This window comes from Limnohabitans sp. Hippo3, from assembly GCF_003063665.1.
Taxonomy (GTDB): Bacteria; Pseudomonadota; Gammaproteobacteria; order Burkholderiales; family Burkholderiaceae_C; genus Limnohabitans_A.
In genome coordinates this window covers 33,423-51,272 of sequence record NZ_NESF01000003.1, presented here as the reverse complement: position 1 = coordinate 51,272, position 17,850 = coordinate 33,423, and the positions used below count along the sequence as shown (strand labels likewise).

Below are 17,850 nucleotides of genomic sequence, written 5' to 3'. Positions count from 1 at the left end.
TTTATTTTTTGTGGACAGTTGAGAGAAAAAATGGCAGGGAAATGAGGCTTATCAAGAGCTTATCCACATACCCAAACGCATTCGCATGGGCATCATAAACCACATCGGCGGTGGCCGGCCTCGGTAAACACCCGATGTACTGAAAACGGCTTGATTTGCCGAGGGCCCGAAAGTTTGCGATAATCTTGGGTTTCGCCCAACGCTGATTCATGGCGTTGGGCACAAAGGAAGAGTTATGAAACGCACCTACCAACCATCCAAGACACGTCGCGCCCGTACCCACGGCTTTCTGGTTCGCATGAAGACCCGTGGTGGCCGCGCCGTGATCAATGCACGCCGCGCCAAAGGCCGCAAGCGTCTGGCTGTCTAATGCCTTTTCGACCGTCTGGCAGTGGCCTGACGCCACTGCAGGCGGTTGATTCCAGGGTTTGGCCATCGTGCAGCGTTTGAAAACACGCCCACAATTTCAGGCCGCCCTGGCGGGTGGAACAGTCTCGCGCACAGCGCATTTTGCGTTGCACCGTCTGACCTTGACCCGCCCCACGGACACCCCCTTGGCACCAGCCGACCAGGTCGGGCCTGCTCCTTCACAGGAGCAGGCCCTTTTTGGCTTGTTCGACGTTTGGCTGGGCGCCATGGTGCCCAAGCGCTGGGCGCGCCGCGCCGTGACGCGCAACACCATCAAACGCCAGATCTACAACGTGAGCGAACGCTTTGGTGATCGCCTGCCTGTGGCTGCCCATGTGGTGCGCCTGCGCATGGCTTTTGATCGCCAACAATTCATCAGCGCCACCTCCGAACCCCTGAAACTCGCGGTTCGGCAAGAGCTGGAGCAATTGTTTGAGCGCGCCGTTCGACCCGAGGTGCGCGCATGATCATTCAGCGCTTGTTGATGGGTGTGGTGCGTGGCTACCGCTTGCTGCTAAGCCCGTGGCTCGGATCGTCGTGCCGCTTTGAGCCCACTTGCTCGGCCTATGCCTTGCAAGCCCTGGAGCTGCATGGTGCCGCCAAGGGCAGCTACCTGACGGTTCACCGCTTGGTGCGTTGCGGCCCCTGGTGCCAGGGTGGCCACGACCCCGTTCCCCCACAAGCCCCGCGCTTGTTCTCTGATTTGTTTTCCCCTACTTCGTCAAAGAAGACCCCATGAACGATATCCGCCGCACCATCCTTTGGGTGATTTTTGGTTTTTCCATGGTCCTGCTGTGGGACCAATGGCAGCTGTACAACGGCCACAAGGCCACGTTCTTCCCCAAGCCGGAGGCCGCAGCCCAAGCAAGCGCAACGTCGCCCACACCTGCAGCCAGCGGGGTGCCTTCTGCCTCGGCCGCAGCGCCCGCAGCCACGCCCGGACAAGTGCCCACTTCTGCCCCCGCCGCTTCGGCCACACCGCGCGAAAAGATCGAGGTGGAAACCGATGTGCTCAAGCTCAGCTTTGACACCGAAGGCGGCTCGCTGGTGCGCACCGAGTTCACCCGTCACGCCGACTTTGTAGACACTAGCAAGCCATTTGTCTTGCTCGACCAGAGCAGCAGCCGTGTTTATGTGGCGCAAACCGGCCTGATCGGCGGTGATTTCCCGACGCACAAGGCCGCCATGAAGTTCAGCGGTGAACGCAGCCTGAAAGACGGCCAGAACGAGCTGACCTTGCGCTTCGAATCCGATGCACAAAACGGCGTGAAGCTGGTCAAGACCTACACCTTGCAGCGTGGCAGCTATGTCATCGGCGTCAAGCACGAAGTGGTCAACACAGGCACCACCAACGTGTCGCCCCAGCTGTATCTGCAACTGGTGCGTGACGGCAACAAGCCCGCAGGCGAGTCGTCGTTCTATTCCACCTTCACCGGCCCTGCCATTTACACCGAGGCCAAAAAATACCACAAGGTCGAGTTCAGCGACATCGAAAAGAACAAGGCCGAAATCGACAAGACATCGCCCAATGGCTATGTGGCCATGGTTCAGCACTACTTTGCCAGCGCCTGGTTGTTGGCCGACGGCATTCAGCGCGAAAACTTTGTGCGCAAGGTCGACACCAACCTGTATGCCGTGGGCATGATCACCCCCCTGGCCGAGCTGGCCCCCGGCCAGTCCAAGACCGTGACCACCCAGCTGTTCAGCGGTCCGCAGGAAGAAAAAGTGCTCGAAGCCCTGGCCCCTGGCCTGGACCTGGTGAAGGACTATGGCTGGCTGGCCATGCTGTCCAAGCCTTTGTACTGGTTGCTCGACAAGCTGTTCAGCTTCATCCAGAACTGGGGCTGGTCCATCGTGGCGCTGGTGCTGTTGCTCAAGATCGCTTTCTACTGGCTCAACGCCAAGGCCTATGCCAGCATGGCCAAGATGAAAGCCATCAACCCCAAGATCATGGAAATGCGCGAGCGCCTGAAAAACGATCCGCAAAAGATGCAGCAGGAAATGATGCGCATCTACCGCGAGGAAAAGGTCAACCCGATGGGCGGCTGTTTCCCGATCATGATCCAGATCCCGGTGTTCATTGCCTTGTACTGGGTGCTGTTGTCCAGCGTCGAGATGCGCAATGCGCCCTGGATCGGCTGGATCCACGACTTGTCGGCACCTGATCCGTACTTCATCCTGCCTTTGGTCATGACATTGACCACCTTGCTGCAGACCGCGCTCAACCCCGCGCCACCAGACCCGATGCAAGCCAAGCTGATGTGGATCATGCCGCTGGTGTTCTCGGTGATGTTCTTCTTCTTCCCGGCCGGCCTGGTGCTGTACTGGATCACGAACAACATTTTGTCGATTGCACAGCAGTGGATGATCAACACCCGCATGGGCGTGCCACCGCAGTTCAACTTGCCCAAGTTCAAGTAATACGCATTGATGTCATGCCGGACTCGATCCGGCATCCATGCCTGTTTCACCATGGACCCCGGGTCAAGCCCGGGGTGACAAAGGCTAGCTTGGGGTGACAAATTCAGCGGCCTAGCCACACGCACCACCGAACCATGCTCGCCAGACACCAGGAACCCATCGTCGTCATTGCCACCGCACCCGGTCGCGGCGCGGTAGGCATCGTGCGGGTGTCGGGCCGCCAGCTGGCGCCGCTGATCCAGGCGCTGTGCGGGCGGCAACTCAAGCCGCGTGAAGCCACCTACCTGCCTTTTGCCGATGCCGACGGCAGCCCCATCGATCACGGTCTGGCGTTGCACTTTGTGGCCCCACAGTCGTTCACGGGCGAAGACGTGCTGGAGTTGCAAGCGCACGGCGGCCCGGTGGTTTTGCAGTTGCTGGTGGCACGTTGCCTGCAAGCGGCGGCCGAAATGGACCCTGCCACCGGAAAGCCGCGCTTAGCGGGGCTGCGTGTGGCGCAACCGGGCGAGTTTTCCGAGCGCGCTTTTTTGAACGACAAGATCGACCTGGCACAAGCCGAAGCGATTGCCGACCTGATCGATGCCAGCACCGAGGCCGCAGCACGCAGCGCCAGCCGGTCTTTGGCGGGGGATTTTTCCAAAGAAATCCATGGGCTGCGCGATGCGCTGATTCACCTGCGTATGCTGGTCGAGGCGACGCTGGACTTCCCGGAAGAAGAGATCGATTTCTTGCAAAAGGCCGATGCGCAGGGGCAGCTGATGCGCCTTCAAACCGCGCTGCAGACCGTGCTGGGCAAGGCCCGGCAGGGCGCTTTGCTGCGCGAAGGCATCAAGGTGGTGATCGCGGGCCAGCCCAATGCAGGCAAAAGCTCACTGCTCAACGCACTGGCCGGGGCCGAGCTGGCCATCGTCACGCCGATTGCAGGCACCACGCGCGATGTGGTGCAGCAAACCATCCAGATCGAGGGCGTACCACTGCATGTGATCGACACCGCCGGGCTGCGCGAAGGCGAGGGCGTGGACGAGGTCGAACAAATCGGCATTTCGCGCGCCTGGGGGCAAATTGAAGGGGCCGACGCGGTGCTGTTTTTGCACGACCTCACGCGCGTGGGTCAGGCCGATTACGACCGCGCCGATGCCGACATTGCAACCGCTCTGCAAAGCCGCCTGCCTGCCAGCGTGGCGGTGGTTGATGTTTGGAACAAGGCCGATGCGGCACAGGTGTCCGGGGAGCGCACGGGCTTGACGCTCTCGGCCCGAACCGGCGAAGGCCTGCAGGCCCTGCGCCAGCAACTGCTGCAGCAAGCCGGCTGGCAGCAAGCCAGCGAAGGCCTGTTCATTGCCCGCGAACGCCATGTGCAGGCGCTGCACCGCGTGCGCGAACACCTCGATGTGGCCGACGCGCACCTGGCCGCGCAAGCCCAAAACCTCGACCTGCTGGCCGAGGAGCTGCGCCTGGCCCAAAACGCGCTCAACGAGATCACAGGCGAGTTCAGCGCCGACGATTTGCTGGGCGTGATTTTTTCAAGTTTCTGCATCGGCAAGTGAGCCAGGCCCTGTGCCTTCGCCCGTCATGGATACCCGCATGCGCGGGCATGACAGGCAGAGGGACGACCCGCACACATCTGTCACACCCGACTTGATCGGGTGTCCATGCCTTCGGCTGCCATGGATACCCGCGTGCGCGGGCATGACAGGCAGGGGCATGACAGACACAACACACAAGCGCTCAGGGAAAGCCCCAAAATGGTCACGCCCGTGACTATTTTGGGGCACCAACCAGCACAAGATAACCCTTTTGCCGAACACACCCGCCATGACCACCGATACCCAGCCCAGCCTCAGCCCCGAGCAAGACGCTTATTTGCGCGAACGCTCGGACTGGATGGGTGCGTATTTGGTGTTGCACGCTTGGGGGGTGATCGCTTTGGCCATGGCGTTTTTCATCGCGTGGCCCAACCCCTTGAGCTTTATCGTGGCTGTGGTCGTCATTGGCGGACGGCAGCTGGGTTTAGCGATCTTGATGCACGATGCGGCGCACCGTGCCTTGTTCAAAAACACCAGGCTCAATGACACGCTGGGCGCTTTTTTGTGCGGCTGGCCTGTGGGGGCGAGCCTCACGCTCTACCGCCCTTACCACCTGAGCCACCACCGCCACACCCAGCAAGCCGAAGACCCCGACCTGATTTTGTCCGCCCCTTTTCCGATCACGAAACAAAGCTTTTGGCGCAAGATGCGGCGCGACATTCTAGGCATCACGGGTTACCAGCGGCGCATGGAGTTTTTCCGCATGGAAATGGGCGACAGCCCCAGCCGCTGGCAGCGGCTGAAAAACCTGATCGCCGCAGAAAAATACTTTTTCCTCAGCAACCTGGCCATCTTCGCGGTCACGGCCACAGCGGGCGTGTGGTGGGCTTACTTTGCGCTGTGGCTTTTACCCCTGTTGACCTGGTATCAGGTGATCAGCCGCATCCGCAACATCGCCGAGCACGCGGTGGTGGGGGACAACGACGACCGTTTGCGCAACACCCGCACCACCATGGCGAACTGGGGCATGCGCATGGTGCTGGCACCGTACTGGGTCAACTACCACCTGGAGCACCACCTGTTTGTGTTCACCCCCTGCTGGAAGCTGCCTGCGGCGCACCGCATGCTGATCGCGCAAGGCTTTGGGCCGCGCATGGAGTTGGCGCCCGGCTATCTGGCGGTGCTGCGCAAAGCCACCGCCAAAACCCACGACGACCCGGGCGCTCACCAGCGCAAGGTCGGGGCCATGATCTGAGCAGCAGATGCCCCGACAGCGCCTGCTGTCACTATCGCAGTGAAAGCACGGCGCTCAGGCGGGCATGCCACCAATGCGTGACATGAGTTCGGCTGCATTGCGGGCACCGAAATGCGCACGCAAACTGGCCCGTAGTTTTTCCACTGTTCGCGGACTCAGGCCCAGTTCTTTGGCCGAATCCTTGGAGGTTTGCCCCTTGGCCATGCCGGCCAGAACTTCCCGCTCACGCGGGGTCAGACGTTCGGCATCTGCCACAGCTGACAAGGGTTCAAACACCCACGAAGCGGTCTCAAACGGATCGGTCAGGTCTGCCGCACGCCCATGCACACGCACCCAGATCAAGGAGCCATCGCGGCGGCGCATGAGGCGTTCGTCCTGGTATTGCCCCTGAGTGGCCATGACTTGCCAGCCGCGTTGCCCAATGCGCTCGAACTCGTCCTGACTGGGGTACAGCATGGCCAGGCTGGCCCCTTGCATTTCGTGAATTTCGTGGCCAAAAATATGGGCAAATGCGGTGTTGCACAGCACGATCTGGCGACGAGAAGACATCATCAAACCCAAGGGACTGAGCGAGACCAAATCGCCCCAATCGGTGCTCATGTTGGATGAATCAGAAAGAGGGGTATTTTTACGCAAGGGTTAGTCCGGGCGTGTTTTGACGACTGCACAAAGCATGATGAGCCACCTAATATAGCTGCAAGCATGATCCCTTTTACGCTCCTGAAAACCCTTTGCTCATTGGACACTCACTGATGTTGGTTGACCTGATTGGTTACGCACATGGCTGGCCCGCGTGTAGCTCGGTGCTGGAAAGGTTGAACTGAGATGAACATCGCCCTTTGGTTGGCGCGCAGCGCCGAACGGTATCCACAACAATCGGCCATCGCCCACGGCACCGAGGTCTGGTGCGACTACGCCGAGTTTGCCCGCCGGGCCGCACGCACAGCCCACTGGTTGCGCGCACAAGGCGTGCAGGCCGGTGATCGGGTGGTGCTCTTCATGCACAACGCACCCGAATACCTGCCCCTGATGTGGGGCATTTGGTGGTGTGGCGCAGTGGCCGTACCGGTGAACGCCAAGCTGCATGAACGCGAAGCGGCCTGGATTGCCGGGCACAGCGAGGCGCGTCTGGCTTTTGTGGATGACGAACGTGCCAGCGGCCTGCAGCAGGCTTTGAGGGAATTGAACGCCGCCACGCAAGTACAGGCTGACCACTCTTTCATGCAACAAGCCGAAGGCCCACAGCTGGCTTTGCAGCCTCGCGAAGACGATGACCCAGCCTGGCTGTTTTACACCAGCGGCACCACGGGCAGGCCAAAGGGTGTGGTGCTGTGCGCACGCCAATTGCGCGGCTGTGCGCTGGCTTATCTGGCCTCGGTGCAATCGGTGCAGCGCGGCGACACCATGCTGCACCCCGCGCCGCTGTCGCACGGCGGCGGCATGTACCACCTGCCCTATGTGCTGAACGCGGGTTTGAACGTGGTGCCCCGCTCGGATGGCTTTGACCCACACGAAGCCCTGGCGTTGGCTGCGCACTGGCAACGGGCCTCGTTTTTTGCAGCGCCCACCATGGTGCGGCGGCTGGTGGACGCGGCACGCACTGAGCCAGAGCGCCCGCAGGGCCTGGCCACCATCGTCTATGGCGGTGGCCCCATGTACCTGGCCGACATCGAAGAAGCCCTGCAGGTGATCGGCCCGCACTTTGCGCAGATCTATGGCCAAGGCGAATGCCCCATGACCATCAGCGTCTTGCCCAAGAGCGATGTGCTCGATACCGCGCATCCACGCTGGCGGGAACGCCTGGCCTCGGTGGGCCACGCGCAGGCCATGGTCGAGGTGAGGATTTGTGACGAGGCGGGCACCGAACTGCCTGTGGGCGAGGTGGGTGAAATTTGTGTGCGCAGCGAATTGGTCATGGCCGGGTATTGGCGCGACCCTGAAGCCACCGCCAAAACCATCCGCAACGGCTGGCTGCAAACCGGCGATGTGGGCCGCCTGGACGCCGACGGTTACCTGAGCCTGCTCGACCGCTCCAAGGACATGGTGATCAGCGGCGGCACCAACATCTACCCGCGTGAAGTCGAAGAAGCGCTGCTGACGCACCCGCAGGTGGCCGAGGTCTCGGTGATCGGCCGACCCGACCCCGAGTGGGGCGAGGTGGTGGTGGCCTTTGTGGTGTGTCGGCAAGCCCTGAGCGTGGCCGAGCTGGATGCGCACTGCCTGGCCCAGGTCGCGCGCTTCAAGCGCCCCAAGCATTACCACTTTGTCGAGGCCTTGCCCAAAAACAACTACGGCAAGGTGCTGAAAACCGAACTGCGCACACTGGATGCGCAAAGCCTGAAAGGAAACACGTAATGAGTACCACACACTGCGCGCTGGTCACCGGTGCCACGCAGGGCATTGGCCTGGCCATCGCCACACGGCTGGCGGAAGCCGGACACGACGTGGTGCTGCATGGCATCGAGCCCTTGTCCGAAGGTCAGGCGGTGGCACACGCTCTGGCGCAACGCACCGGACAACAAACCACTTATGTGCCAGCCGACCTGCGCGACCCGCAAGCGGCCAGTGCGCTGTGGGCGCAAGCGGCCAAGGCCCTGCGCACGCCAGATATCCTCGTCAACAATGCGGGCATTCAGCACACCTGCCCGGTGCAAGACTTTCCGACCGAACGCTGGGACGCGATTTTGGCCATCAACCTGAGCGCGGCATTCATGACCATGCGCTCGGCCGTGCCCGCCATGCGTGCACAAGGATGGGGCCGCATCGTCAACATCGCCTCGGTGCACGGGCTGGTGGCCTCGGTCAACAAAACGGCCTATCTGGCGGCCAAGCATGGCCTGGTGGGCCTCTCCAAAGGTGTTGCGCTCGAAACTGCCACCGATGGCATCACCGTCAACTGCATCTGCCCGGGCTGGACCGACACCCCCATCATCGCGCCCCAGATTGAGGCACGGGCGCAGGCGTTGGGTGGCAACCGCGATGCGGCGATCCGTGATTTGCTGCGTGAAAAGCAGCCCAACCAAACACTGCTGCCACCCGGACGGATTGGAGATGTGGCCGTGTTTTTGTGCAGCGATGCGGCCGCAGGCATCACGGGTGTGTCACTACCGGTTGATGGTGGCTGGACGGCGCAATGAGAGCTGAAGTGTGCAAAAGCACTTTGGCACCGTGGGATGCAGACACGTGCGAGACAACCCCCCGGGATAACCATGACGCAAAACTGACAAGAGCCCAGCACAATCCAGATGCTAAGAATTTTTAACCGCCGAACAATGAACCAGAGCAGTCCAGATGTCCAGCAATTTCATTCTTGAAACCCGAGAGCTTGTCAAAGAGTTCAAGGGCTTCGTTGCCGTCAACGGCGTGAGCCTGAATGTGCAGCGTGGCCACATCCACGCGCTGATCGGCCCCAACGGCGCAGGCAAGACCACCGTCTTCAACCTGCTGACCAAGTTCCTGATTCCGACCCGTGGACAGATCCTGTTCAACGGGCACGACATCACGCCTGAAAAACCCTCCCAGGTGGCACGGCGCGGCATCGTGCGGTCTTTCCAGATTTCGGCGACTTTTCCCAACCTCACGGTGATGGAAAACGTTCGTATTGGTTTGCAACGTGCCACCGGGACTTCACTGCATTTCTGGCGCTCCGAGCGCAGCCTGAGCCAGCTCAATGACAAAGCCATGGCTTTGCTGGACGAGGTGGACCTGGGCAGCATGGCTGACCTCACAGCGGTGGAGCTGCCCTATGGCCGCAAGCGCGCTTTGGAAATCGCCACCACCTTGGCCATGGAGCCCGAGTTGATGCTGCTGGACGAGCCCACCCAGGGCATGGGCCACGAAGACGTGGACCGCGTGACGCAGCTGATCAAGAAGGTGGGGGCCAACCGCACCATCTTGATGGTGGAACACAACATGAGTGTGGTGTCCAAAATTGCAGACACCATCAGTGTCTTGCAACGTGGACAAGTGATCGCAGAAGGACCTTACGCCGTGGTTTCGCAAAATCCCCAAGTGCTGGAAGCCTATATGGGCACCACCGACAACCAGCTGGAGGGGGCCCATGGCTGAATCCAAAGAATTCCTGCGCATCAGCAACCTGCAAGCCTGGTACGGCGAGTCGCACATCCTGCACGGGGTGGACCTCACGGTCAACGAAGGCGAAGTGGTGACCCTGCTGGGCCGCAATGGCGCGGGCCGCACCACCACCGTCAAGTCCATCCTGGGTCTGGTGGGACGGCGCACCGGCTCCATCACCATCAAGGGCCAGGAAACCGTGAACTGGGCACCGCACCAGATCGCCAAGCTGGGCTTGGGTTATTGCCCTGAAGAGCGGGGTATTTTTTCGGCCCTGACTTGCGAAGAAAACCTCTTGCTGCCCCCCGTGATTGCCCCCAACGGCATGTCGGTCGAAGAGATTTACGAGATGTTCCCCAACCTGAAGGAACGTCGTAACAGTCCGGGTACCCGCCTGTCGGGCGGTGAGCAGCAGATGCTGGCTGTGGGTCGCATTCTGCGCACAGGCGCACGCTTTTTGTTGCTGGACGAAATTTCCGAAGGCCTGGCGCCCGTCATCGTGCAGGCCCTCGCCCGCATGATCACGGCCCTCAAGGCCAAGGGCTTCACCATCATCATGGTGGAGCAGAACTTCCGGTTTGCCGCGCCCTTGGCCGACCGGTTTTACGTGATGGAACATGGTCAGATGGTGGAGAGCTTTACCTCACAGGAGCTGTCCTCCAAGATGGGCATGTTGAACGAGTACCTGGGCGTCTGATTTTTTTCTAACTGGAGACAACACGATGAAACGCAAACTTCTTTCCCTCGCCGCCATGGCTGCCTGCGCTTTTGCGGGCGGTGCACAAGCCCAGATCTCTGACGGCATCGTCAAGATCGGTGTGCTCAACGACATGTCGGGTCTGTACTCCGACATCACCGGCCCCGGCTCGGTGAGCGCCGCCAAAATGGCGGTGGAGGACTACCTCAAGGCCTCCGGCAGCAAGCTCAAGGTCGAGGTGGTCGGTGCCGACCACCAGAACAAGCCCGATGTGGGCTCCAACATTGCCCGCCAGTGGTACGACACCGACAAGGTGGACATGATCGCCGACGTGCCCACCTCCTCGGTCGGTCTGGCAATTGCCAAGATTTCTGCGGACAAGGGCAAATTGCACGTCAACTCCGGTTCGGCCACTGCCGACCTGAGCGGCAAGGCCTGCAACGCCAACACCATCCATTGGGCCTATGACACCTGGATGCTGGCCAACGGCACCGGCAAAGCGATTGTCAAAAGCGGTGGTGACACCTGGTTCTTCCTGACCGCCGACTACGCCTTCGGCCACGCCCTGGAGCGCGACACCGAAGCCGTGGTGGTCAAGAACGGCGGCAAGGTCGTGGGCAAGGTCCGCACACCTTTCCCATCGCAGGACTTCTCTTCGTTCCTGCTGCAGGCTCAAGCCTCCAAGGCCAAGATCATCGGTTTGGCCAACGCCGGTGGCGACACCACCAACTCGATCAAGCAAGCGGCTGAGTTCGGCATCACCAAAGGCGGCCAGAACTTGGCAGGTCTGCTGGTCTTCCTGCCCGACGTTCACTCGCTGGGTCTGAACACCGCACAGGGCCTGATGCTGACCGAAACCTTCTACTGGGACCTGAACGACAACACCCGTGCCTTCACCAAGCGCTTTGCTGCAGCCAACGGCGGCAAATACCCCTCCATGGTGCAAGCCGGTGTGTATTCCAGCGTGATCCACTACCTGAAGGCCGTAGATGCAGCCAAGACCGACGACGGCACCAAAGTGGCCGCCAAGATGAAAGAGCTGCCCACTGATGACCCCTTGTTCGGCAAAGGCAGCGTGCGCCCCGATGGCCGCAAGTTGCACCCTGCCTACCTGTTCCAGGTCAAGAAGCCTTCCGAGTCCAAGGGCCCTTACGACTACTACAAGCTGGTCGCCACGATCCCTGCCAACGAGGCCTTCCGCCCCTTGGCAGAGAGCGAGTGCCCTCTGGTCAAGAAGTAATCCCTCCCCTTAGTTCAAGCAAGTCGAAACATCACAATGGAAATCTTTGGCATACCCTCGCAAGCCCTGTTCGGGCAATTGCTGATCGGGCTGATCAACGGCTCTTTTTACGCACTGCTCTCACTGGGTCTGGCCGTGATTTTCGGCTTGCTGAACATCATCAACTTCACCCACGGCGCCCAGTACATGCTGGGCGCCTTCGTGGCCTACCTCTCGCTCACCAAACTGGGCATCAATTACTGGGTTTCGCTCATCGTCACGCCGATTCTGGTGGGCGCAACCGGCATGGTCATTGAACGGACCATGCTCAAACGGCTGTACAAGCTCGACCATTTGTATGGCCTGCTGCTGACCTTTGGTCTGGCGCTGATCATTCAGGGTATGTTCCGCCACGAATTCGGCTCGTCGGGCATGCCTTATCCGGTGCCCGAGGTGTTCAAGGGCGCCTACAACACCGGCTTCATGTTCCTGCCCAAGTACCGCGCCTGGGTCATCGTGGCTTCGCTGGTGGTGTGTTTGTCCACCTGGTACGTGATTGAACGCACCAAGCTGGGCGCCTACCTGCGCGCGGCCACCGAAAACCCCAGCCTGGTGCAGGCGTTCGGCATCAACGTGCCGCGCATGATCACTCTGACTTATGGCTTCGGCGTGGCATTGGCCGCCTTTGCTGGCGTCATGGCCGCACCCGTCTACCAGGTCAACCCGACCATGGGCGCTGACATCATCATCGTGGTGTTTGCGGTGGTGGTGATTGGCGGCATGGGCTCCATCATGGGGGCCATCCTGACCGGTTTCGGTCTGGGCCTGATCGAAGGCCTGACCAAGGTCTTCTACCCCGAAGCTTCCAGCACGGTGATTTTCATCATCATGACCATTGTTCTCCTGATCAAGCCTGCCGGGTTGTTCGGCACCCAGAAGTAAGACCATGACCACTGTCTCGACGCCCTCCTTCAAGACCCAGTCTTTCACGCACCAGTGGGTGGCCTTCGCCATCATGGTGGCGGTTCTGGTCATCGCACCCATTTGGGTCTACCCGATCTTTCTGATGAAGGTCATGTGCTTTGCCTTGTTCGCCTGCGCCTTCAACCTGCTCATCGGCTTTGGCGGCCTGCTGTCGTTCGGCCATGCCATGTTTTTGGGCACCGCCGGTTATGCCGCCGCGCATGCGGCCAAGGTATGGGGCTGGAACCCCGAGCTGGCCGTGTTGTTTGCCACAGGCTGCTCGGCCTTGCTGGCCCTCGTCACAGGCTCATTGGCCATCCGCAGGCAAGGCATTTACTTTGCGATGATCACCTTGGCGTTCTCGCAAATGATGTTCTTCTTCTACCTGCAAACGCCTTTCACAGGCGGTGAAGATGGTATCCAGAGCGTGCCTCGCGGCAAACTGTTTGGCGTGTTTGACCTCGAACAAAACACGAACATGTACCTGTTTGTGCTGACCATCTTCCTGGCGGGTTTTGCCTTCATCTGGCGCATCGTGCACTCGCCTTTTGGTCAGATCCTCAAAGCCATCCGCGAAAACCAGGATCGCGCCATCTCGCTGGGCTATGACACCGACCTCTACAAGCTGATCGCCTTTGTCATCTCTGGCGCATTGGCCGGCACGGCGGGTGCCACCAAATCGCTGGTGTTCCAGCTGGCCTCTTTGACAGACGTGCACTGGTCCATGTCGGGCGAAGTGGTGCTGATGACGCTGGTGGGTGGCTTGGGCACCTTGTTCGGCCCGGTGGTCGGCGCGGCTGTGATCGTGAGCATGCAAAACTACCTGGCCCAGCTGGGTGCCTGGGTCACCATCATCCAGGGTGTGATCTTCGTGATCTGCGTGCTGGCCTTCCGCCGCGGCATCGTGGGTGAGATCGCCAACTGGCTCAAGAAACCACTTTGAATTCGGTCCTCACCTGACAGTGAGGCCCCCAAGAAAAAACCGCCCTGACAGGCGGTTTTTTCTTGTCCGGAATCAGCGCTTCAACGCATGAAGTTCTTCACGTAATCCGCCCCCAGCCCCACGGCCTCGAAGTGGGCGCGGTACTTCTCGATGCGAGTGAACACATCGTCATACCCGGTGGCGTTGCCCTGCGTGTCGACATACATCAACGCGCCATGCACGGTGAACAAGGTCACCATGTCCTGACAGTCGTCGGGCACGACCAGGGTGTGCGTTTCGCCCGGCGGTTCGAACACATAGCTGCCCTCTTCGGCCACCCAGTCGTGCTCCAGATACAGCCATTTGCCGCGCAGCACATGCGCATGCACCATGCCCGAATGCCGGTGACGCTGCAGCAGACCCGAGCGCTTGACTTTGAGCAGGTGCACATAAAAGCCGCCGCTCACATTCAGGTGCAGGGGGCGAGACCAGATGCCCGGGGCGACAGGCGCCCACAGACGTTCGTCTTCGGTCTGCACGTTGTGCACCACCATGTCGGGCGCCATGCCCCAGGGCTGGGGTTTCGCATAGGGAACGCGGTCATCGGCGGCCGCTGGCGGGGTGTGGTTGGAGCTCATGGGTAGGACCGGGGCAAGTGGAAAACACCCAGCTTAGAGCGGTCCAGGCGCCTTGTCAGCGCCGTGCGTGACAGCCCGCTGGCTTCAATGTCCCTCGAAAGACACCAGCGTGAACAGCTTCAAACCCGCGGCCCGAATCCGGTCAGACCCCCCCAGCTCGGGCAAATCCACAATGGCGGCACCCTCGATCACGGTGGCCCCCAGTTTCTCCAGCAGCTTTTTGCCCGCCATCATGGTGCCGCCCGTGGCGATCAGGTCGTCGATCAGCAGCACACGCTGGCCGGGTTGGACGGCATCGGTATGCAGCTCTACCGTGGCGCTGCCGTATTCCAGCTCATAGGTTTCTTCGACCGTGGTGAAGGGCAGCTTGCCTTTTTTGCGGATGGGCACAAAACCCAGCCCCAGCTCATAGGCCACCACCGAGCCCAGAATGAAACCCCGCGCATCCAGCCCGGCCACCACGTCAGGGCGCAAGGCCGGGTGCATGTAACGGTGCACAAAGGCATCGATCAGCACGCGGAACACGCGCGGGTCTTGCAGCAGCGGTGTGATGTCGCGAAATTGCACGCCCGGCGCAGGCCAGTCGGGCACCGTGCGGATATGGCTTTTCAAATAGTCGTTGACGTTCAAATCGTCCATGCCTCAACCTCGCAAAAGTTTTTCTTCGGCCACCGCCAAGGTTTGGGATTTGCCCGACAGCACCAGCGTGTCGCCCGGGAACAGCTCGGTGTCATCGCTCACTTTTTCTGACTGGCCATTGGCGCGGCGCAGGTTCACCACACGCACACCCATGGCATGGAAAGCCAGGTCCTGGACCTGTTTACCCAACCAGGGCGAGGCCAGGGGCAGCCCCACGGTGGTCAAACGCTCGTGGTCGATTTCGTCCAGTGTGTCGTCGTCCGCGCCATGGAAATATCCACGCAGCAGGTTGTAACGCGCGTCGCGCTGGTCTTGCACGATGCGGATCACGCGCCGCATGGGCACGCCCACCAGCGCCAGCGCATGGCTGGCCAGCATGAGCGAGCCCTCCAGCGCCTCGGGCACCACCTCGGTGGCCCCCGCCAGCTGCAGTTTTTCCAGGTCCAGATCGTCTTGTGTGCGCACGATCACCGGCACCTGCGGCGCATGGCTGTGGGTGTGGTCCAGCACCTTCATGGCCGCGGGCACATCCAGGTAGGTGATCACCACCGCGCTGGCACGTGCCAGGCCTGCGGCCATGAGCGATTGCAAACGTCCGGCATCGCCAAACACGACCGAATCTCCGGCCGCGGCGGCCTGGCGCACCCGGTCGGGGTCCAAGTCGAGCGCCATGTAGGGGATGTTTTCTTTTTCGAGCATGCGGGCCAAGTTCTGGCCGCAACGCCCGTAGCCACAAATGATGACGTGCTTGCTGGTGTTGATCGACTTGCGGGCGATGGTGGTCATCTGCAAGGACTGTTGCAACCACTCGCTGGCCACCACCTTGAGCACGATGCGGTCGCTGTGCATGATGATGAACGGCGTGGCCATCATGGACAGCACCATGCTGGCCAGCACCGGGTTGAGCAATGCCGGGGGAATGATGTTGCTTTGCGCCCCCAGTGTGAGCAAGACAAAACCGAACTCACCCGCCTGCGCCAGGTACAAGCCGGTGCGCAGGGCCACCCCGTTGGGCGCGCCGGTCAGCTTGGCCAACGCAGTCACCAACACCAGCTTGAACAGCACAGGCAAGGTGGTGAGCAGCAAGACCAGCGGCCAGCGTTCCACCACAATGAACCAGTCCAGCATCATGCCAATGGTGATGAAGAACAGGCCCAGCAGCACATCGTGAAAAGGTCGGATGTCGAGTTCCACCTGGTGTTTGTATTCGGTCTCGGAAATCAGCATGCCCGCGATGAATGCACCCAGCGCCAGGCTCAGGCCCGCCATCTCGGTGATCCAGGCCAGCCCCAGGGTGACCAGCAGGAGGTTGAGCACAAACAGCTCTTCGCTTTTGCGCCGCGCCACCAGCGTGAGCCACCAGCGCATGACACGCTGCCCACCGGTCATGAGCAAGGTAATCAAGACTGTGGCCTTGGCCGCCGCCAACAACAGGGCCGAGAACATTTCTTCGGCCGGTGCGCCCAAAGCCGGAATCATCACGATCAGAGGCACCACCGCCAAATCCTGAAACAGCAGCACACCCACCACCCGCTTGCCGTGCTCGGACTCCAGCTCCAGCCGGTCGGCCACCAGCTTGATCACGATGGCCGTGCTGCTCATGGCCATGGCGCTCGACAGCGCCAGCGCGGTTTGCCACTCCATCTTCCAAAGCGTGGGGGCCATGGTGGCGACAAACAAGGAAAACACCGTCACGATCACCAGCGTCAGCAACACCTGCAACAGGCCCAGGCCAAACACGTGCTTGCGCATGGAACGCAACTTGGGCAGGTTGAACTCCAGCCCGATCACAAACATCAGGAACACCACGCCGAACTCGGCCAGGTGTTTCACGCCCTCGGAGTTTTGCGCCAGCGCCAATGCGTTGGGGCCAATGACCACGCCCACCGCCAGATAACCGAGCATCGGCGGCAGCTTGAGCATGCGGCAGCCCACCACGCCCAACACCGCGGCCAGCAAATACAACAGGGTCAACTCCAAAGCGCTCATGCTTCAATGGTAACAAGCGCATGTGACCGTCTCGGCGATCCGGGCGCTCCATTCACCACCCGATGTGGGCTTGAGCACCGCTGTTTCATGGCACGGCCCGCCGACCGATAAAATGCCCACCATGCTCGCCCACTCTGCCCACACCCTGCAACTCGCCCGCGAGACGCTCGACATCGAGGCCACAGCCTTGTTGCAACTCAAAGCCCGCTTGGACGAGCGCTTTGTCCAGGCCGTGAACATGGTGCTGGGCGTGCAAGGGCGCGTGGTGGTCACCGGCATGGGCAAAAGCGGGCACATCGGTCGCAAGATTGCCGCCACCCTGGCATCGACCGGCACCCCGGCGATGTTTGTCCACCCCGGCGAAGCCAGCCATGGTGACCTGGGCATGATCCAGGGCATCGACGTGGTCCTGGCCATCTCCAACAGTGGTGAAAGCGATGAACTGGTGGCCATCTTGCCGGTCCTCAAACGCCAGGGCGTGCCCCTGATCGCACTGACCGGCGGCCTGCAGTCCTCGCTGGCCCGCCATGCCGACGTGGTGCTCGACTGCTCTGTCGACAAAGAAGCTTGCCCCCTGAACCTGGCACCCACAGCCAGCACCACCACCCAACTCGCCATGGGCGATGCCTTGGCCGTGGCCCTGCTCGATGCCCGGGGCTTCAAGCCCGAAGACTTTGCCCGCTCGCATCCCGGCGGTTCACTGGGCCGCAGACTGCTGACCCATGTGGACGATGTGATGCGCAAGGGCAGCGATGTGCCGCAGGTCGGACCGGATGCCGAATTCACCGCCCTCATGCGCGAGATGAGCAGCAAGGGCCTGGGCGCGACCGCCGTGACCGACGCCGAAGGCCGCGTGCTGGGGGTGTTCACCGATGGTGACTTGCGCCGCCTGATCGAAAAAGGCGCGGACCTGCGCAGCCTGCGGGCACGCGATGTGATGCACGCCAACCCCCGCACCATCCGGGTTGACGCGTTGGCCGTCGAAGCGGCCGAGATGATGGAGCAATGGCGCATCACCAGCATCCTCGTCGTCGACGAAGCCGGGCACCTGTGTGGTGCCCTGAACACCAACGACCTGATGCGGGCCAAGGTGATCTGA

At 61.2% G+C, this 17,850-nt stretch carries 18 protein-coding genes; 14 read left to right on the top strand and 4 right to left on the bottom strand.

Features of this window, described 5'->3' with window-relative positions; genetic code table 11:
• Positions 1-235 precede the first annotated feature (235 nt).
• The 6 genes from rpmH to B9Z34_RS06025 all read left to right on the top strand — a co-directional run bounded on the left by rpmH (position 236) and on the right by B9Z34_RS06025 (position 5,610).
• Positions 236-370 carry a 50S ribosomal protein L34 gene (gene rpmH, locus B9Z34_RS06050; protein ID WP_005798102.1) on the top strand — a complete coding sequence of 45 codons (135 nt, stop codon included), beginning with the start codon at positions 236-238 and terminating at the stop codon, positions 368-370.
• Positions 371-437: 67 nt separating this feature from the next.
• Complete coding sequence (locus tag B9Z34_RS06045) at positions 438-875, top strand: ribonuclease P protein component (protein ID WP_108427349.1); 438 nt, start codon at positions 438-440, stop codon at positions 873-875.
• Positions 875-1,147 (top strand): membrane protein insertion efficiency factor YidD, encoded by a 273-nt coding sequence (gene yidD, locus B9Z34_RS06040; protein ID WP_199220085.1) that lies wholly within the window; start codon positions 875-877, stop codon positions 1,145-1,147. The genes B9Z34_RS06045 and yidD overlap by 1 nt, the downstream gene beginning before the upstream one ends.
• Positions 1,144-2,829, top strand: a complete 1,686-nt coding sequence (gene yidC, locus B9Z34_RS06035) for a membrane protein insertase YidC (RefSeq protein ID WP_108427223.1) — start codon at positions 1,144-1,146, stop codon at positions 2,827-2,829. The genes yidD and yidC overlap by 4 nt, the downstream gene beginning before the upstream one ends.
• A gap of 134 nt (positions 2,830-2,963) precedes the next feature.
• The gene (mnmE, locus tag B9Z34_RS06030) at positions 2,964-4,376 is read left to right on the top strand and encodes a tRNA uridine-5-carboxymethylaminomethyl(34) synthesis GTPase MnmE (protein ID WP_108427222.1); all 1,413 of its coding nucleotides are present in this window, start codon (positions 2,964-2,966) and stop codon (positions 4,374-4,376) included.
• A 268-nt stretch (positions 4,377-4,644) separates the two neighbouring features.
• Positions 4,645-5,610, top strand: coding sequence for a fatty acid desaturase family protein (locus B9Z34_RS06025; protein ID WP_108427221.1), 966 nt, complete (start codon positions 4,645-4,647; stop codon positions 5,608-5,610).
• A gap of 54 nt (positions 5,611-5,664) precedes the next feature.
• Here B9Z34_RS06025 and B9Z34_RS06020 read toward each other — a convergent pair whose 3' ends face one another.
• Positions 5,665-6,210 carry a LuxR C-terminal-related transcriptional regulator gene (locus B9Z34_RS06020; protein WP_108427220.1) on the bottom strand — a complete coding sequence of 182 codons (546 nt, stop codon included), beginning with the start codon at positions 6,208-6,210 and terminating at the stop codon, positions 5,665-5,667.
• Between the two features lie 225 nt (positions 6,211-6,435).
• Here B9Z34_RS06020 and B9Z34_RS06015 point away from each other — a divergent pair, with 225 nt between their 5' ends.
• From B9Z34_RS06015 to B9Z34_RS05985, 7 genes are all read left to right on the top strand, one after another.
• Complete coding sequence (locus B9Z34_RS06015; protein WP_108427219.1) at positions 6,436-7,965, top strand: AMP-binding protein; 1,530 nt, start codon at positions 6,436-6,438, stop codon at positions 7,963-7,965.
• Complete coding sequence (locus tag B9Z34_RS06010) at positions 7,965-8,747, top strand: 3-hydroxybutyrate dehydrogenase (RefSeq protein ID WP_108427218.1); 783 nt, start codon at positions 7,965-7,967, stop codon at positions 8,745-8,747. Before B9Z34_RS06015 ends, B9Z34_RS06010 begins: the two co-directional genes overlap by 1 nt.
• A 154-nt stretch (positions 8,748-8,901) precedes the next feature.
• The gene (locus B9Z34_RS06005) at positions 8,902-9,678 is read left to right on the top strand and encodes an ABC transporter ATP-binding protein (RefSeq protein WP_108427217.1); all 777 of its coding nucleotides are present in this window, start codon (positions 8,902-8,904) and stop codon (positions 9,676-9,678) included.
• Entirely contained in the window at positions 9,671-10,381 is a 711-nt protein-coding gene (locus B9Z34_RS06000; RefSeq protein WP_108427216.1) for an ABC transporter ATP-binding protein, read from the top strand. The genes B9Z34_RS06005 and B9Z34_RS06000 overlap by 8 nt, the downstream gene beginning before the upstream one ends.
• Positions 10,382-10,406: 25 nt before the next feature.
• A complete protein-coding gene (locus tag B9Z34_RS05995; RefSeq protein ID WP_108427215.1) occupies positions 10,407-11,621 on the top strand; it encodes an ABC transporter substrate-binding protein in 1,215 nt (404 codons plus the stop codon).
• A gap of 36 nt (positions 11,622-11,657) precedes the next feature.
• Complete coding sequence (locus tag B9Z34_RS05990) at positions 11,658-12,542, top strand: branched-chain amino acid ABC transporter permease (protein ID WP_108427214.1); 885 nt, start codon at positions 11,658-11,660, stop codon at positions 12,540-12,542.
• Between the two features lie 4 nt (positions 12,543-12,546).
• On the top strand, positions 12,547-13,506 hold the full coding sequence (locus tag B9Z34_RS05985) for a branched-chain amino acid ABC transporter permease (protein WP_108427213.1): 960 nt from the start codon (positions 12,547-12,549) through the stop codon (positions 13,504-13,506).
• An 80-nt stretch (positions 13,507-13,586) separates the two neighbouring features.
• Here the strand turns inward: B9Z34_RS05985 and B9Z34_RS05980 are convergent, their stop codons facing one another.
• From B9Z34_RS05980 to B9Z34_RS05970, 3 genes are all read right to left on the bottom strand, one after another.
• Positions 13,587-14,123, bottom strand: a complete 537-nt coding sequence (locus B9Z34_RS05980) for a 2,4'-dihydroxyacetophenone dioxygenase family protein (RefSeq protein ID WP_108427212.1) — start codon at positions 14,121-14,123, stop codon at positions 13,587-13,589.
• 84 nt (positions 14,124-14,207) lie between these two features.
• The gene (locus B9Z34_RS05975; protein ID WP_108427211.1) at positions 14,208-14,762 is read right to left on the bottom strand and encodes an adenine phosphoribosyltransferase; all 555 of its coding nucleotides are present in this window, start codon (positions 14,760-14,762) and stop codon (positions 14,208-14,210) included.
• Positions 14,763-14,765: 3 nt separating this feature from the next.
• Positions 14,766-16,751, bottom strand: a complete 1,986-nt coding sequence (locus tag B9Z34_RS05970; protein ID WP_108427210.1) for a monovalent cation:proton antiporter family protein — start codon at positions 16,749-16,751, stop codon at positions 14,766-14,768.
• A gap of 121 nt (positions 16,752-16,872) precedes the next feature.
• Here B9Z34_RS05970 and B9Z34_RS05965 point away from each other — a divergent pair, with 121 nt between their 5' ends.
• Positions 16,873-17,850: an SIS domain-containing protein gene (locus tag B9Z34_RS05965; protein WP_199220078.1), complete on the top strand. Its 978-nt coding sequence runs from the start codon at positions 16,873-16,875 to the stop codon at positions 17,848-17,850.